The 15954-nt window shown below is 74.6% G+C and carries 17 protein-coding genes; 8 read left to right on the top strand and 9 right to left on the bottom strand.

The features are described from left to right. Positions 1–9 precede the first annotated feature (9 nt). The 7 genes from AC5L34_RS28245 to AC5L34_RS28215 all read right to left on the bottom strand — a co-directional run bounded on the left by AC5L34_RS28245 (position 10) and on the right by AC5L34_RS28215 (position 7180). Positions 10–921, bottom strand: coding sequence for an HAD-IIA family hydrolase (locus AC5L34_RS28245; protein ID WP_494827719.1), 912 nt, complete (start codon positions 919–921; stop codon positions 10–12). Beyond that, positions 840–1901 (bottom strand): ferrochelatase, encoded by a 1062-nt coding sequence (locus AC5L34_RS28240; protein WP_494827717.1) that lies wholly within the window; start codon positions 1899–1901, stop codon positions 840–842. The genes AC5L34_RS28245 and AC5L34_RS28240 overlap by 82 nt, the downstream gene beginning before the upstream one ends. Positions 1902–2014: 113 nt before the next feature. Then, complete coding sequence (gene fabI, locus AC5L34_RS28235; RefSeq protein WP_088999425.1) at positions 2015–2782, bottom strand: enoyl-ACP reductase FabI; 768 nt, start codon at positions 2780–2782, stop codon at positions 2015–2017. A gap of 33 nt (positions 2783–2815) precedes the next feature. Then, positions 2816–3520: a 3-oxoacyl-ACP reductase FabG gene (gene fabG, locus AC5L34_RS28230; RefSeq protein ID WP_358167034.1), complete on the bottom strand. Its 705-nt coding sequence runs from the start codon at positions 3518–3520 to the stop codon at positions 2816–2818. Between the two features lie 623 nt (positions 3521–4143). Continuing rightward, positions 4144–5094, bottom strand: a complete 951-nt coding sequence (locus AC5L34_RS28225; protein WP_101411557.1) for a VWA domain-containing protein — start codon at positions 5092–5094, stop codon at positions 4144–4146. Further along, positions 5091–6095, bottom strand: coding sequence for a DUF58 domain-containing protein (locus AC5L34_RS28220; RefSeq protein ID WP_441178020.1), 1005 nt, complete (start codon positions 6093–6095; stop codon positions 5091–5093). The genes AC5L34_RS28225 and AC5L34_RS28220 overlap by 4 nt, the downstream gene beginning before the upstream one ends. After that, positions 6074–7180, bottom strand: a complete 1107-nt coding sequence (locus AC5L34_RS28215; protein WP_441178019.1) for an AAA family ATPase — start codon at positions 7178–7180, stop codon at positions 6074–6076. The genes AC5L34_RS28220 and AC5L34_RS28215 overlap by 22 nt, the downstream gene beginning before the upstream one ends. Positions 7181–7455: 275 nt before the next feature. Between AC5L34_RS28215 and AC5L34_RS28210 the strand changes: the two genes are divergently transcribed. Genes AC5L34_RS28210 through AC5L34_RS28200 form a run of 3 tightly spaced genes read left to right on the top strand, consistent with a single transcriptional unit; the run spans position 7456 to position 9801 of the window. Further along, on the top strand, positions 7456–7686 hold the full coding sequence (locus AC5L34_RS28210; protein ID WP_494827715.1) for a hypothetical protein: 231 nt from the start codon (positions 7456–7458) through the stop codon (positions 7684–7686). 22 nt (positions 7687–7708) lie between these two features. Next, complete coding sequence (locus tag AC5L34_RS28205) at positions 7709–8248, top strand: PH domain-containing protein (protein ID WP_441178018.1); 540 nt, start codon at positions 7709–7711, stop codon at positions 8246–8248. Between the two features lie 38 nt (positions 8249–8286). Beyond that, positions 8287–9801 (top strand): PH domain-containing protein, encoded by a 1515-nt coding sequence (locus AC5L34_RS28200; protein WP_494827755.1) that lies wholly within the window; start codon positions 8287–8289, stop codon positions 9799–9801. 15 nt (positions 9802–9816) lie between these two features. Here the strand turns inward: AC5L34_RS28200 and AC5L34_RS28195 are convergent, their stop codons facing one another. Beyond that, positions 9817–10848, bottom strand: a complete 1032-nt coding sequence (locus AC5L34_RS28195) for a phosphatase PAP2 family protein (protein ID WP_441178017.1) — start codon at positions 10846–10848, stop codon at positions 9817–9819. A gap of 96 nt (positions 10849–10944) precedes the next feature. Between AC5L34_RS28195 and AC5L34_RS28190 the strand changes: the two genes are divergently transcribed. The 3 genes from AC5L34_RS28190 to AC5L34_RS28180 all read left to right on the top strand — a co-directional run bounded on the left by AC5L34_RS28190 (position 10945) and on the right by AC5L34_RS28180 (position 13179). Then, on the top strand, positions 10945–11355 hold the full coding sequence (locus tag AC5L34_RS28190; RefSeq protein WP_441178016.1) for a thioesterase family protein: 411 nt from the start codon (positions 10945–10947) through the stop codon (positions 11353–11355). Beyond that, the gene (locus AC5L34_RS28185; RefSeq protein WP_494827713.1) at positions 11352–12179 is read left to right on the top strand and encodes an MBL fold metallo-hydrolase; all 828 of its coding nucleotides are present in this window, start codon (positions 11352–11354) and stop codon (positions 12177–12179) included. Before AC5L34_RS28190 ends, AC5L34_RS28185 begins: the two co-directional genes overlap by 4 nt. A 61-nt stretch (positions 12180–12240) precedes the next feature. Beyond that, the gene (locus AC5L34_RS28180; RefSeq protein ID WP_494827711.1) at positions 12241–13179 is read left to right on the top strand and encodes a MerR family transcriptional regulator; all 939 of its coding nucleotides are present in this window, start codon (positions 12241–12243) and stop codon (positions 13177–13179) included. Here AC5L34_RS28180 and AC5L34_RS28175 read toward each other — a convergent pair. Next, the gene (locus AC5L34_RS28175; protein ID WP_441178013.1) at positions 13176–14111 is read right to left on the bottom strand and encodes a PfkB family carbohydrate kinase; all 936 of its coding nucleotides are present in this window, start codon (positions 14109–14111) and stop codon (positions 13176–13178) included. The two genes, AC5L34_RS28180 and AC5L34_RS28175, sit on opposite strands and share 4 nt — an antisense overlap. 65 nt (positions 14112–14176) lie before the next feature. Between AC5L34_RS28175 and AC5L34_RS28170 the strand changes: the two genes are divergently transcribed. Both AC5L34_RS28170 and AC5L34_RS28165 read left to right on the top strand, forming a co-directional pair. Then, positions 14177–14551: a nuclear transport factor 2 family protein gene (locus AC5L34_RS28170; RefSeq protein WP_441178012.1), complete on the top strand. Its 375-nt coding sequence runs from the start codon at positions 14177–14179 to the stop codon at positions 14549–14551. 274 nt (positions 14552–14825) lie between these two features. Next, positions 14826–15944 (top strand): lytic polysaccharide monooxygenase, encoded by a 1119-nt coding sequence (locus tag AC5L34_RS28165; protein WP_494827709.1) that lies wholly within the window; start codon positions 14826–14828, stop codon positions 15942–15944. Positions 15945–15954: the final 10 nt, after the last annotated feature.

Genomic DNA, 15954 nt, shown 5'->3' with positions numbered 1-15954 from the left:
CGGCACCGCTCAGACCTCGTCGACCAGGTCGGCGACGGAGTCGACGATCCGCGAGGGCCGGTATGGGTAGCGTTCCGCCTCGGCGCGGCTGCTGATCCCCGTCAGCACCAGGATCGTCTCCAGGCCGGCCTCCAGCCCGCACAGGATGTCGGTGTCCATCCGGTCGCCGATCATCGCGGTCGTCTCGGAGTGCGCGTTGATCGTGTTCAGCGCGGAGCGCATCATCATCGGGTTGGGCTTGCCGACGAAGTACGGCTCGACCCCCGTCGCCTTGGAGATCATCGCGGCCACCGACCCGGCGGCCGGCAGCGCGCCCTCCACCGACGGGCCCGTCACGTCGGGGTTCGTGCAGATGAACCGGGCCCCGTCGTTGATCAGCCGGACCGCCTTGGTGATCGCCTCGAAGCTGTAGGTGCGGGTCTCGCCCAGCACCACGTAGTCCGGGGCGAAGTCGGTCAGCACGTAGCCGACCGCGTGCAGCGCCGTGGTCAGCCCGGCCTCCCCGATCACGTACGCGGTGCCGCCCGGCCGCTGGTCGGCCAGGAACTGGGCGGTGGCCAGCGCGGAGGACCAGATCGCCTGCTCCGGCACGTCGAGGCCCATCCGGCTCAGCCGGGCCGTGAGGTCGCGCGGCGTGTAGATCGAGTTGTTGGTGAGCACCAGGAACGGCTTGCCGGAGGCGCGCAGCCGGGAGACGAACTCCGGCGCCCCGGGCACGGGCTGGCCCTCGTGCACCAGCACGCCGTCCATGTCGGTCAGCCAGCTCTCCACCAGCTTGCGGTCCTGCATCGTCACTCGTTCCAGGGGTGTCGGGGCCGCCGGCGGGGCCGGCGTGGCGGTCAGGAGGCCGGGTTCCCGGGTGCCGGGGCGGCGGCGGGGCGGCGGGCCGGGACGCAGCACACCGTGGGGCAGGTGTCCCACATCGGCAGCTCGCCGAGGAGGCGGCGCAGGGCGACCCCGTCGGGCTCGATCCGCTCCCGCACCAGCTCACGGACCATCGCCACGAACCGGGGGTCGACGCCGGGGGTGGCGGCCCGGACGAAGTCCAGCCCGAGCTGCCCGGCCGTCTGGCGCGCCTCCGTGTCCAGGTCCCACACCACCTCCAGGTGGTCGGAGACGAACCCGATCGGGCTGAGCACCACGGCGGTGGTGCCGGCCTCGGCCAGCGTACGCAGGTGGTCGTTGACGTCCGGCTCCAGCCACGGCACCTGCGGCGGACCGGAGCGGCTCTGCCAGACCAGGTCCCAGGGCAGGTCCGGGGCCGCCGCCGCGTGGACCAGCCGGGCGGCCTCGGTGAGCTGCGCCTCGTACCGACCGCCGTGGGGGCCGGCGTTGGCGGCCATCGAGTTCGGGATCGAGTGTGCGGTGAACACCAGCCGGGTGCTGTCCCGCTTCGCCGGGTCGAGCCGGCCGAGCGCCGCCCGCACCGCGTCGGCGTGCGGCTCGACGAAGCCGGGGTGGTCCCAGAACTGGCGGATCTTGTCGATCGCCGGGGCGTCCGGACCGACCGCCGCCCGGGCGGCGGCGATGTCCTCCTGGTACTGCCGACAGGAGGAGTAGCCGCCGTAGGCGCTGGTCACGAACGCCAGGGCGTGGGTGACGCCGTCGTCGCGCATCTGCGCCACGGTGTCGGCGAGCATCGGGTGCCAGTTCCGGTTGCCCCAGTAGACCGGCAGGTCGACGCCGTTGGCGGCGAAGTCCTCCCGGATCGCCGCGAGCAGCTCCCGGCACTGCTGGTTGATCGGGGAGACGCCACCGAAGTGCTGGTAGTGCTCCGCGACCTCCGCCAGCCGCTCCGGCGGCACACCCCGCCCCCGGGTCACGTTCTGCAGGAAGGGCATCACGTCCTCGGGCCGTTCCGGTCCGCCGAAGGACACCAGGACCACCGCGTCGTACGCCATGGGCCCCATTCTTCCCCGGTCGCCGTCCCCGCCGGGCGGGGCCCCCTGGTCCCGGGCGCGGGAAGGGTCCCCCGCCGCGCCCGGGGGCGTCGGCGGGGGACCCTTCCGCGGCGTCAGGCGCCGATGGCGTGGTAGCCGCCGTCGACGTGCACGATCTCGCCGGTGGTGGCCGGGAACCAGTCGGACAGCAGCGCCAGGCAGGCCCGCGCGGCCGGCTCCTGGTCGGTCAGGCTCCAGCCCAGCGGCGCGCGCTCGGTCCAGGCGTCCTCGAACTGGTCGAAGCCGGGGATCGACTTCGCGGCGATGGTGCGCAGCGGCCCGGCGGCGACCAGGTTGCTGCGGATGCCCTGCTTGCCCAGGTGCAGCGCCAGGTAGCGGGAGGCGGACTCCAGCCCGGCCTTGGCCACGCCCATCCAGTCGTAGACGGGCCACGCCTTCGTGGCGTCGAAGGTCAGGCCGACCACCGCGCCGCCGGCGGACATCAGCGGCAGCGCCGCCATGGCCAGCGACTTGTAGGAGTACGTGGAGACGTGCAACGCGGTCGCCACGTCCTCCCAGGGGGCGTCGAGGAAGCCACCGCCGAGGCAGCTCTGCGGGGCGAAGCCGATCGAGTGCACCACCCCGTCGAGGCCGTCGACGTGCTCGCGCACGCGGTCGCCGAGCCCGGCGAGGTGGTCGGCGTCGGTCACGTCCAGCTCGATCACCGGGGCGGGCTCGGGCAGCCGCCTGGCGATCCGCTCCACCAGGGAGAGCCGGCCGTAGCCGGTGAGCACGACCTGCGCCCCGTTCTCCTGGGCGAGCTTCGCCACCGAGAAGGCGATCGAGGCGTCGGTGATGACGCCGGTGACCAGCAGCCGCTTACCGGCGAGCAGTCCGGACATGCAGGGATCCTCCGTAGTTCTCAGTGCCGCTTGTCAGTGGCCCATGCCGAGGCCGCCGTCGACCGGGATGACGGCGCCGGAGACGTAGCCGGCGGCGTCGCCGGCCAGCCAGGTGACCACGCCCGCGATCTCGTCCGGCTGGGCGAAGCGGTTGGCGGGGATGGCCTTGCGGTACTCGGACCTGCGGTCCTCGGGCAGGCCGGCGGTCATGTCGGTCTCCACGTAGCCGGGCGCGACCACGTTCGCCGTGATGTTGCGGCTGCCCAGCTCGCGGGTGATCGAGCGGGCCACGCCCACCAGGCCGGCCTTGCTGGCCGCGTAGTTGACCTGGCCGGGGCCGCCGTAGAGGCCGACCACCGAGGAGATGAAGATCATGCGCCCCCACTTGGCGCGCAGCATCTTGCCCGAGGCGCGCTTGGCGCACCGGAACGCGCCGGTCAGGTTGGTGTCGAGCACGCGGGTGAACTGCTCCTCGGACATCCGCAGCAGCAGCGTGTCGTCGGTGATCCCGGCGTTGGCGACGAGCACCTCCACCGGCCCCAGCTCGGCCTCGACGGCGGTGAACGCGGCGTCGACCGACGCGGAGTCGGTCACGTCGCAGCGGACCCCGAACAGACCCTCCGGGGGTTCGCCGCTGCGGTGGGTCACCGCCACCCGGTCGCCCTGCTTCGCGAAGGCCTGCGCGATGGCCAGGCCGATCCCCCGGTTGCCGCCGGTCACCAGGACGGTACGGGCCACGGTTCCCCCTGTAGTTCAGTGATCTCCCGGTCGGTCGGAGCCTAGGCGTTACCGGCAGGTAAGCGCTAACGCCGGGCACGTCCGGACCGGTGGCGTCGCGCCCGTCGCCCCGCGCGGCCGGCCCCGCGGAGGAGGTCCGTCCGGCCGCTCGGCCGAGTGCGGCGGCGGAGACCGGCGGGTGTACGATGATCCGCGTTTGCGGGCCGTGCGGCCCGCGTTCCGGGCCCCGCCGACCGCAGGAGGTGATCGCTGTGCGAGATAGCGATCCTCCCAGTCGTGGCCGGGCCGAACGTCAGCCCCGCTGAGCCACGACTCAGCAGGTGAGCTGACCCAGCTCCGCTCCCCGCCTCCGCCCGGTTCACCGGCCCCGCGCCGGACGACCGTGCCGCCGCCCGCCGCCCGGGTGGCCCGCCGGGAGCCGCCCGGTCACGACTTCGTGTGCGCGTCCTGATCCACCCCCTGCGGTCCGCCCCCGCACGCGCGGACCGTCCAGCCGCCACCCGGAGCCGTCCATGAGCCGCTACGTCGCCCCGCTGGGCTTCACCCTCGCCGCCGTCTGGGTGGCCGTCGTCTTCGTCCTCGCCGGCGGCGCCGCCCACTGACGCCGCCGGTCGTCGGGCACGTCAGAGCATCCGCGAGGACCACAGCAGACTGAGTGCGCCGGCGCAGAGCGCCAACAGCAGGGCCACCCCCGCGTACCACTGGGTGACCTCGCGCGGTTCCGTGCGGAACCCGATCGAGCTGCCCATGTCCTGGTAGACCTGCTTCAGCTCGGTCACCGAGGCCGCCTCGTAGAAGTAGCCCTCGGTGGCCTCGGCCAGGTCGGCCAGGGCCAGCCGGTCCACCGGCACCCGTTGCAGCTGGCCGCCGATGTCCACCTGGCCGGAGTCGGTGCCGAAGGCGATCGTCGAGACCGGCACGTTCGCCGCCTGCGCGGCGGCGGCCGCCTCCTCCACGGCCCGGCCCGAGGTGCGGTATCCGTCGGAGAGCAGCACGATGCGGGCCGGCGGGATCCCCGCCGCGCCGTCCGCCGGCACCGACCGGATCGCCTCCAGGCAGGTGAAGACCGCCTCCCCGGTCGCCGTCGCCTCCGCCAGCACCAGCCCGTCGATCGCGGCGGTCACCGCGTCCCGGTCCTTGCCCGGCGGCACCAGCACGTTCGCCGACTTGGCGAACGAGACCAGCCCCAGGTTGTAGCTCTCCGGCAGCTCGCCGACGAACTGCTTGGCCGCCTCCTGCGCCGCCTCCAGCCGGTTCGGCGACACGTCGTCGGCCTGCATGGACAGCGACACGTCGATGGCCAGCATCACCGTGGCCCGCTCCAGCGGCTCCCGGGTGTCGACCGACGGCCGGGCCAGCGCGGTCGCCAGCACCAGCAGGCAGAGCAGGAACGCCGTGGCCGGCACGTGCCGCCGCCAGCCCAGCCCCTTCGGCGCGAGGGTGCGCAGCAGGTCCACGTTGGTGAACCGCAGCGCGTACGACCGGCGGTGCAGCTGCCGCCAGACGTAGAGGGCGGCGAGAGCGAGCACCGGCAGCACGGCCAGCAGCCACCACGGTTGCAGAAAGCGGATCATCGTGTCGTCCCCCTGGTGCGCGCGTGCCGCTGCGCGGCCACGAAACGCACCATGTCGAGCAGCCAGTCTCGGTCCGTACGCAGTCGCAGGTGGGCCGCACCCGCGCCGCGCAGCGCCGCGGAGATCTCCGCCCGCTGGGCGGCCGCCGCCTCGGCGTAGCGGTGGCGCAGCCGCGGGTCGGCGGTCTGCACCTCGTGCAGCTCACCGGTCTCCGGGTCGACCACCGGCAGCACCCCGACGTCGGGCAGCTCCAGCTCCCGGGGATCGACCACCTCGATCGCCACCACGTCGTGCCGGACGCGCAGCTTACGCAGCGGCCGGGCCCACCGCTGCGGCGGGGCGAGGAAGTCGGAGATCACCACCGCCACGCCCCGGCGCCGGGGCGGCCGGTTGAGCATGTCGACCAGCGCACCCAGGTCGCTGCGCCCGGGACGGATCTCGGTGCCGGCGATCGCCCGCAGCAGCGCGTGGGCCTCCTTGCGGCCGGAGCGCGCGGGCAGCCGGGTGAAGACGTCCGGGCCGGCGACCGGCGGCGCGGCGCGCCACCGGCGGGCCGGGGCGCTCGCGCCGCCGCCGCTGCCGATCACGGCGCCGATCCGGTTGCCGCCGCGCACGGTCAGGTGGGCCAGCGCCGCCGCGGCGGCCACCACGACGTCACGCTTGAGCCACCGCCCGGTGCCGAAGTCCAGGCTCGCCGAGAGGTCCACCGCCAGCCACGTCTCCAGCTCCCGGTCGGCCACCGTACGCCGCACGTGCGGCATCGTCGTGCGGGCGGTGACCGGCCAGTCCATCCGGCGTACGTCGTCGCCGGGGCGGTACTCGCGGGACTCCCCCGCCTCGCTGCCCGGGCCGGGCAGCAGGCCGGCGTAGTCGCCCTGGAGCAGGCCGTCGAGCTTGCGGGTGACCATCAGTTGCAGCCGCGACAGGACGGCTTCGGTGCGGTCGGAGGGGACGTCGGCAGGCCGACGGGCGGGTGAGGTCACGGGCGCTGCCCGGGCCAACCGGCGCCCGGCGGCGTGGCGGTCGGCGTGGGGGTCGCCTGCTGCCGGGGCGCGACCGAGGGCAGCGGGATGGTGGACATCACCCGGTGCACCACGTGGTCGGCGGGCACGTCGTCGGCGAGCGCGTCGTAGCTGAGCACGAGCCGGTGGCGCAGGATGTCCGGCGCGATGTCCTGCACGTCCTGCGGCAGGGCGTAGTCGCGCCCGCGCAGCAGCGCCAGCGCGCGGGTGGCCCGGACCAGACCCAGCGAGGCGCGCGGACTGGCGCCGTACTGGATGAGCTGGGCGACGTCGGGCATCCCGTGCTCCGCCGGGGCGCGGGTGGCCAGCACCAGCCGGACCGCGTAGTCGACCAGGGCGTTGTGCACGAAGACCTGGTCCGCCTTGCGTTGCAGGGCGATCAGGTCGGGGGTGGTGAAGACCGGCGCCGGCTGTGGCGGGGCGACCCCCATCCGGTAGACGATCTCCCGCTCCTCGGCGTCGGTCGGGTAGCCGACGACGATCTTCATGAGGAAGCGGTCCCGCTGGGCCTCGGGCAGCGGGTAGACGCCCTCCTGCTCGATCGGGTTCTGTGTCGCCATCACCAGGAACGGGTCGGGCACCTGGTGGCTCTCGCCGCCGATGGAGACCTGCCGCTCGCTCATCACCTCCAGCAGCGCCGACTGCACCTTGGCCGGCGCCCGGTTGATCTCGTCGGCGAGCAGGAAGTTGACGAACACCGGCCCCAGTTCGACGTCGAACTTCTCGCTCGACTGCCGGTAGATGCGGGTGCCCATGATGTCGGCGGGCACCAGGTCGGGGGTGAACTGCACGCGGGCGAAGGAGCCGCCGACCACCTTCGCGAGGGTCTCCACCGCGAGGGTCTTCGCCACCCCCGGCACGCCCTCCAGCAGGCAGTGGCCCCGGGCGAGCAGCGCGACGAACATCCGCTCCACCATCCGGTCCTGCCCGACGATCACCCGTTTGATCTCGAACAGCGCCCGCTCGAGCAGGGTCGCGTCCTCGGCCGGGGTGGTCACCGGCTCGGGTGTCTCCGGGCCCGTCCCGTTCGGCATCGGGGCGTCGGGCGTGGTCGGCTGGGCCACCGGTCCTCCACAGCATGATCGGTTGTCGCGCGGCGTGGTGCGTATCAAGACTCGCATGCCCGGCTGAGTGCCGAGGTGGGGAGAAGGCGATTTTCGCCGTACCGTCACGGGTGGCACGTGGCCGGCCCGCCACGCCGTCGCGCGGCACGGAATCGCCGATCACGGGTGGACACGGACCGGTCCGGCGCGTGTACCATTCACCCCGTCGCCGGGCGGCTCCCCCCGTGGCCGCCCGGCGCTCAAACTTCCGGTGCCGCCGCCCTAGACTGGCCGGGATGAGCACCCCCCTCCCCGCCGACGAGCCGCTGATCTGCTCGTCCCGCGGCTGTCGCGCCCCGGCCGAATGGGCGCTGAGGTGGAACAATCCGCGGCTGCACGACGCCGACCGGCGCAAGACCTGGTTGGCGTGCACGGCGCACCGCGCCACCCTCGGCGACTTCCTCGACGCCCGTGGCTTCCTCCGGGAGGTCGTACGGGCCCCCGGATCGCCTACGCTCGAAGGGTGAGCGCGCACAACGGACTTCCCCGGTGAGCGGTGACGGGTCCGCCGGCCCGCCACCGGCGCCGTCCCTCCCGCCGGCGGGCCCCCTGGAGCCGTGGCCGGACACCGTCCGCTGGCAGTCGATCTCGTCCGACCAGATCTGGGTGGAGCTGATCCGCCTGGCGATGGTGCTGATCGTCCTGGCCCTCGGGCTGGGCGTCGCCTGGGCGGTCAGCGGCAGCTGGTTCCTCGGCGCGGCGGTCGGCCTGGTCCTGCTGTTCGGCGGCCTGCGCAGCGTGGCGATCGTGCGCGCCGTACGGGCCTGGGGCTACGCGGAGCGGGAGGACGACCTGCTGGTCCGGCACGGGCTACTGGTGCGGCGGCTGTCCATCGTGCCGTACTCCCGGATGCAGTTCGTGGACGTCAGCGCGGGCCCCCTGGAGCGCGCGTTCGGGCTCGCCACCGTGCAGTTGCACACGGCCGCGGCGGCGACCGACGCCCGGGTGCCGGGGCTGCGCCCGGCGGAGGCGTCCCGGCTGCGCGACCGGCTCACCGCCCTGGGCGAGGACCGGGCGGAGGGACTGTGAGCGACCCGGCCGCCCGGGGCACGGACCGCCCCGGGCCGATGCCGGCGGAACCCGGCGCCCGACCGGAGACCCTCGGCCCCGTCCCGCAGGACGCCCGCTTCCCGCCGGAGAGGGCCGCCCATCCCGGGGCGGAGCCCGTCGCGCTCCCCGGGTCGCCGGAGCACGCCGGACCGTCCGAGCACGCAGGGCCACCCGAGAACGCAGGGCAACCCGAGCACGCAGGGCCACCCGAGCACGCCGAGCCACGGCAGCGGCTGCATCCCCTCAGCCCCGCCCTGCACGGCGCCAAGTCCCTGGTGGTGGTGATCGCCGGGCTGTCCTGGTCGACGCTGTCCCGCGTCGGCTTCGGCTGGTTCGCCCTGATGGCGGCGGTGCTCGCCCTGGGCGCCACCGTGCTGGCCGTGGTGAGCTGGTACTACACCGGCTACCACGTGGTGGGCCGCGAGCTGCGGGTGTACGAGGGGCTCCTCTGGCGGCGCACCCGGGCGATCCCGTTGGAACGGCTCCAGGCCGTCGAGGTGGTCCGGCCGCTGCTCGCCCAGCTCACCGGCCTGGCCGAGCTGCGGCTGGAGGTGGTGGGCGGGGGCAAGACCGAGGCGCCGCTGGCCTACCTGGGCGTCGTCGAGGCGAACGCGCTGCGCCAGCGGTTGCTCGCCCTCGCCGGGCGGGTCGCGGCCGAGACGCACCCGCCGTCGCCGGCCGGGGTGGCCGCCGCTCCGTCCGCGACGCCGGCAGCGCCACCCGGCCGGCCCCTGCACGCCGTGGCGAACAACGACCTGCTGGTCAGCCAGCTGCTGACCCCGCAGGCGTTCATGATCCCGTTCGGCGTGGCGTTCGTGGTGGCGCAGTTCCTCTCCGAGGACACCTGGTCGTTCATCGCCGTGGCGAGCACCCTCACCGCCATGGCGGGCGTGCTGCTGCAACCCGTACGGCGGGTGCTCGACGACTGGAACTTCCGGCTCGCCCGGGACCAGGGCACGCTGCGGATCCGCAACGGCCTGCTGGAGACGCGCGCGCAGACCGTGCCGCTGGACCGGGTGCAGACCGTCGGAGTGACCTGGCCGCTGCTGTGGCGGGTCAAGGGCTGGCTGCGGCTGCGGCTGGAGGTGGCGGGCTACTCCGCCGGTGAGGCCGACGAGCGCAACCGGCCGGACCGGCTGCTCCCCGTCGGCGACCTGGCGACCGGCGAGGCGATCGTGGCCGAGGTGCTGCCCGGGGTGCGGCTCGACGCGCTGCCGTTGAGCCCGCCGCCGACGCGGGCCCGCTGGCTCAACCCGCTGAGCCGGGGCGTGCTCGGCGCCGGGCTCGACCCCCGGGTCTTCGCCGTCCGCTCCGGCCTGCTCACCCGGCAGGTGGCGCTCGTGCCGTACGCCCGGATCCAGAGCGTGCGGGTCGTGCAGGGGCCGGCGCAGCGGCGGCTGCGGCTGGCGACGGTGCACGCCGACACCGCGGGCGGCGCCGGCGCCGCCGCCCGGGACCGCGACGTCACCGAGGCGTGGGCCCTGGCGGCGGAGCTGACGGCCCGCGCGCACGCCGCCCGTCGGGCGGGCTGAGGTCGCCCGGACCGCTCAGCGCGCCGCCGTCACCGGCGGCGGCTCGGCGGAGGCCTGCGGGTCGGTCGGCGCGGCGTCGGGCTCCGCCGGGGCCCGGCGGGCCTTGCGGGCCGCCCACCAGCGCTCGGCCAGGCCGACCGCGAGGAAGGTCATCCCGACGTACGCCCAGCCGACCAGCACGTCGATGACGTAGTGCTCGCCCGAGTAGACCAGGGTGAACGTCATCGCCAGCGGGTACGCCAGCAGCAGCGGCCACCAGCGGCGGCGGGTCTGCCGCAGGAAGAACAGCACCACGAAGAGCGCGAACGCGGTGTGCAGCGAGGGCATCGCGGCCACCGGGTTGGAGGCGATCTGCCCGGCGTTGAGCAGGTTGCCGGCGCCGTGCATGCCGAACGCCTTCCACCCGCGCGTGGAGATCCGGGCGACCTCCTCCAGCAGGCCGTTCTGCGCCGCCCACCAGGGCGGGGCGGCCGGGTAGAGGAAGTAGGTGATCAGGCCGGTGGCGCAGAGGAAGCCCCAGCGGCGCATGAAGGCCGCCCACCGCCCCCGGTCCCGCAGCCAGAGCACCGCCGCGGCGGCCAGGGCCACCACGAAGTGGGAGAAGTAGACCCAGCTGACGGCGACGTCCCACCAGTGCACCTCGGGCCGGTAGAGGTGCTCCTGGAGCCAGGTCGTCGGCACCTGCCCGCCCGTGGCCCAGCCGAACATGACCCGGTCGGCGACGATCAGCTCGTACGCGTGCGGGGTGGCGCCGTTGTCGGCGAAGCCCCGGGACAGGTTGTAGACGGCCAGCAGCAGCACCACCGGCACCCAGTCCCGCGCGAAGCGCAGGTGGCTGCGCCACGGCCGGCTGCTGTTCCAGGCGATCGTCGCCGCCCAGATCCACAGGAACGCGTACGCCGGGTCGGTCGGCAGGCCGATGCCGAGCCAGCCGGCGACGAAGGCGACCCCCCACACCGTCATCGCGACCACGCGGCGACGCCCGCCGTCGGGCGAGGCGGGCGGCTCGGTCCGGGCGGGGGGCTGGGGGTCGGTCGCGACAGACATCGCGGTCAAGGTTAACGGCGTGGGCGGCATCGACCGACGCCGACCACCGCGGTCCCTCCCGGGCGACCCGCCGCCCGGTGCCGTCTCGTCTAGGCTTTGGCCATGCAGGAGCAGCCGGAATCCGCGCTGACCCCGGGGCTGACCGCCCGGGTGGAGCTGACCGTCACCGACGCCGACACCGCCCAGGCGGTCGGCTCCGGCGACGTGCCCGTCCTGGGCACGCCCCGCGTGCTCGCCCTCGCCGAGGCGGCCACGGTGGCGGCCACCGCCACCCGGATGCCGGGCGGGTCGACGACCGTCGGCACCCGGGTCGAGCTCGACCACCGCGCGGCCACTCCCGTGGGGCGGACGGTGGTGGCGCAGGCGCGGCTGAGCGCGGTCGACGGGCGGCGGCTGCACTTCGAGGTGAGCGTCAGCGACGGCGACGAGACGGTCGCCGAGGGCCGGGTGGAGCGGGTGCTGGTCGACCGGCAGCGCTTCGTGGAACGCGCCGCGCGGTCGTCGTGACCGCCCGCTTCGTGCAGGTCGCCGACGGGGTGCACGTGCTGCGCGAGCCGTCGCTGCACGTCAACGTCACCCTCGTCGTCGGCGACGGGGCGGCCTTGCTGGTCGACACGCTCTCCACCGCCGGGCAGGCCGCCGAGCTGGCCGCCGCCGCGCGGGCGGTCACCCCGCACCCGTGGACGGTGGTCAACACCCACCACCACTTCGACCACTGCTTCGGCAACGCGACGCTCGCCGCCGAACCGCCCCGCCCGATCTACGCGCACGAGATCGCCGCCGAGGCGATGCGCGAGCCGGACCGGCTGCGCCGGGAGGCGTACGCGGAGCTGCGCGACACGCAGCCCGCGCTGGCCGAGGAGGTCGCCGGGACCGTGCTGCTGGCACCGACGCACACCGTGCACGACGAGGCCGTGCTCGACCTGGGCGGCCGGCGCGTGGTGCTGCGCCACCCGGGTCGGGGGCACACCGCCGGCGACCTGGTGGTGCACGTGCCCGACGCCGACGTGCTGGTCGCCGGCGACCTGGTGGAGCAGAGCGGCCCGCCCGCCTTCGAGGAGTCGTACCCGTTGCAGTGGCCCGACACGGTGGCGGAGCTGTTGCGCACGACCACCCCGGCCACCGTGGTCGTGCCGGGGCACGGCGAGCCGGTGGACGCCGGGTTCGTCCGCGCGCAGCACGCCCAGCTCGTCGAGCTGGCCTGGCTCATCCGCGCCGGGCACACCGGCGGCGCCCCGCCCGAGCGCGTCGCCGCCGAGGCGCCCTTCGGCGCCCGCGCCGCCCTGCACGCCGCCCGCCGGGGCTACGCCGAACTCGACGGCACCGCCTGACGGCGACGGCCTGGCGGCGGGGGCTTGCGTCTCCCGTAGGAGGAGGCGCGAGGGTGGGGACATGACCAGCGACACGCGCTACTCGATCGGGGAGCTGGCCCGACGTACCGGGCTGACGGTCAAGACGGTCCGGTTCTACTCCGACCGGGGAATCGTGCCGCCGACCGACCGTGGCCCGACCGGCCACCGCCGTTACGACCTTGCGGCCGTCGTGCGCCTGAACCTGGTGCGTACGCTTCGCGAGCTGGGGCTCGACCTCGCCACCATCCGCAGGGTCGTGGAGCGGGAGGTCCCCCTCGCCGAGGTCGCCGCGACGCACGCCGAGGCGCTGGCGACACAGGTCAGGGCGCTGCGGCTCCAACAGGCGGTACTCACGGTGGTGGCCAGGCGCGCGTCCGACCCGGAGGAGATGGAACTCGTGCACAGACTGGCCAGACTCTCCGAGCACGAACGGCGACGCCTGGTCGCCGAGTTCCTCGACGCGGCCTTCGGCGGGCTGGACACCGACCCGGGGTTCGCCGGGATCATGCGCTCGATGACCCCCGAGCTGCCCGACGACGCCGACGTCGAGCAGGTCGAGGCGTGGGTGGAACTGGCCGAGCTGTCCCGGGACCCGGACTTCCGCGCGAGCATGCGGCGGATGGCCGAGCAGCACGCGGCCGACCGCGCCCACAGCCGCACCACCGGCGTCCGCCGCGACCCCGTCGCCATGGTCCGTGACCAGACCGAACCGGTCCGGCGGGCTGGCGTCGACCCGGCCTCACCCAAGGCCGACGCGGTCGTCGAAGCGGTCCTAGCCCGGTACGCGGAGTTCTGCGGCCGCCCCGAGGACGTCGCTCTCCGGTGCCGGCTGTTGGCCAGGCTGGAGTCCGCGAACGACCCACGCAGGGAGCGTTATCTGCGGCTGCTCTCCGTGGTGAACGGCTGGCAGGCACCCGAGAGCCTGGCGCCGGCCCTCGACTGGTCCGTCCGGGCCCTGCGTGCTCGCACGCCGGCCTAGCGGGCGAAGCGGGCGAGGACCTCGGCGCGGGTGGGCATGGCGGTCGCCCCGCCGGGTGACTCGCAGACCAGGCCGGCGACCCGCAGCGCGAAGGCCACCCGCTCGGGCCAGGCCGCCGGGTCCGTGGGCTCGCCGTCGACGAGCAGGTCCGCGACGAGCGCGCCCATCACCGAGTCGCCCGCGCCGGTGGCGTCGACCGCGTCGACCTCCGGCGCGGGTACGCGTACCGGATCGGCACCGGCGGCGGCGAGCACCGCGCCGGCGGCGCCGAGGGTGACCACGACGGTGCCGGCGCCGAGTTCCCGCAGGTACGCCGCCACGCCCTCCTCCGGCTCGCCGGGATAGAGCAGCTTCGCATCGGCGGCGCTCAGCTTGACGAGGTGGGCGCCGGCGGCGAACTCCGCCACCACCTCGCGCAGCCCGGCCAGCGCGGCCGGCCCGTGGAGCAGCCGGGGACGGACGTTCGGATCGAAGACCCGCAGCCCGGAGGCGAGCCCCCAGGCCCGGCGCGCGGCGGCCAGCACCGGCGGCTGGAGCAGCACGATCGACCCGCAGTAGACGACGTCGGCGCCGGCGACCAGCCCGGCGTCGAGGTCGTCGGGGCCGAGCAGCCCGTAGGAGGGCGGCTCGCCGTAGAACCGGAAGTCGGGCTCCGCCCCGGCGAAGGTGGCCACCGCCAGCGCGGTCGGGGCGGGGACGGTGACCGCCCCGGCGAGTCCGACGCCCGCCCCGGTCAGGAAGGCACGGATCCGCCCGGCCAGGACGTCGTCGCCGAGCGACCCGACGAACTGCACCGCGCCGCCGAGCCGGGCGACGGCGACCGCCACGTTGAGCGGTCCACCGCCGACCGCCTGCCGGTAGACGGGCTCACCGTCGCGCTCGGTGTCGAGCAGGTCGACCAGTGCCTCGCCGAGCACCACCGCGTATCCCATTCCGGCCTCCGTCCACGGCGCGCGCCGAACGATCTTGTCGTACCAGCCTGGCACAGTCATGCGCCATGACGAGCGCTGAAGCCACGGTATCGGCCTACTGGGCGGCGTTGGAGGCGCGGGACTGGGCGGCCCTCGGCCGGCTGCTCGCCGACGACGTGGTCTACCACCTGCCACAGACCCGCGAGCGGATCGTGGGCCGGGAGTCCTTCCTGCGCTTCAACCAGGAGTACCCCGACGGCTGGCACCTCACGGTGACGCGGGCGGTCGCCTCGGGCCGGCACGCCGCCACCTGGCTCACCTGCGCCCACCAGGGCGAGGAGCTTCCCGTCGCGAGCTTCCTCGACCTCGACGAGGCCGGCCTCGTCCGCGAGGTGACCGAGTTCTGGCCGGAGCCCTACGAACCGCCGCCCGGCCGGCAACACCTCGTCGAGCGCTACTGACACATCGAGCATCGGCTATTGCGCGCCACCGCCGTCCGTGGTGGGATGGCGCTTGCCGGGCGGTGCGGGGGGGCTGCCGCGCCGCCGGCGCCGGGTCTCACATCCACGCGAGGGCACCGGCCCGCCAGTCGGGCCGCCGACGGCGCACGTCCGCCGGCCATCCGCGCCGGGGCACGTCCGCCGCGACCGTCTTGCCCGCGTCGCAGCGGGGCGGCCAGCGCCGCCCCCGCGCGTTGCCCGCGGGGCGCCCGCGTCCCGCGAGTGAGGAGAACCCGTGTCCCACCGATCGCGTACGGCCGCGTTGCTCACCGCGGCCGCGACCCTTCTCGCGGGTGCCGTCGTCCTGACGGCGGGGCCCGACCCCGCCGCCGCGCACGGCACCCCGATGGCCCCCGGCAGCCGCACCTACCTCTGCTGGAAGGACGGTCTCACCAGCACCGGCGAGATCAAGCCGAACAACCCCGCCTGCTCCGCCGCCGTGGCCCAGAGCGGGACCAACTCGCTCTACAACTGGTTCAGCGTGCTGCGCTCCGACGCCGGCGGCCGGACCGTCGGCTTCATCCCGGACGGCAAGCTGTGCAGCGGCGGCAACCCCGGCTTCGCGGGCTACGACCTGGCCCGCACCGACTGGCCGCTGACCCACCTGACGGCCGGGGCCCGGATGGAGTTCCGCTACAGCAACTGGGCCCACCACCCCGGCACGTTCTACTTCTACGTCACGAAGGACAGCTGGAGCCCGGACCGTCCGCTGGCCTGGAGCGACCTGGAGGAGCCGTTCCTGACGGTGACCAACCCGCCGCAGCGCGGCTCGAGCGGCACCAACGACGGGCACTACTACTTCAGCGGCAACCTGCCCACCAACAAGAGCGGCCGGCACCTCATCTACTCGCGCTGGGTGCGCTCCGACAGCCAGGAGAACTTCTTCGGCTGCTCGGACGTCACCTTCGACGGCGGCAACGGCGAGGTCACCGGCGTCGGCCCGGGCGGCACGCCGCCGCCCAACCCGACGACCCCGCCGCCCAACCCGACCACTCCCCCGCCCAACCCGACCACGCCGCCGCCGAACCCGACCACGCCGCCGCCGCACAGCGGTGACTGTATGCCGGTCTTCAAGGTGATCAGCGCCTGGAACGGCGGCTTCCAGGGCGAGGTCATGATCATGAACCACAGCGCGTCGACGTGGTCGGGCTGGACGGCCAACTGGACGTGGCCCAGCGGGCAGAGCATCAACAGCCTGTGGAGCGGCACGCTGAGCACGTCCGGCTCCTCGGTCACCGTGACCAACGCGCCGTACAACGGAGCGATCCCCCCGGAGGGCACCACGACCTTCGGCTTCGTCGCCACCACCAACGGCACCAACACCCTGCCCACGGTCACCTGCTCCGGCCGCTGACCCCCGCGGG

The sequence above is a fragment of the Micromonospora sp. ZG13 genome, assembly GCF_059359355.1.
This window is presented reverse-complemented; position numbering and strand designations above follow the sequence as displayed.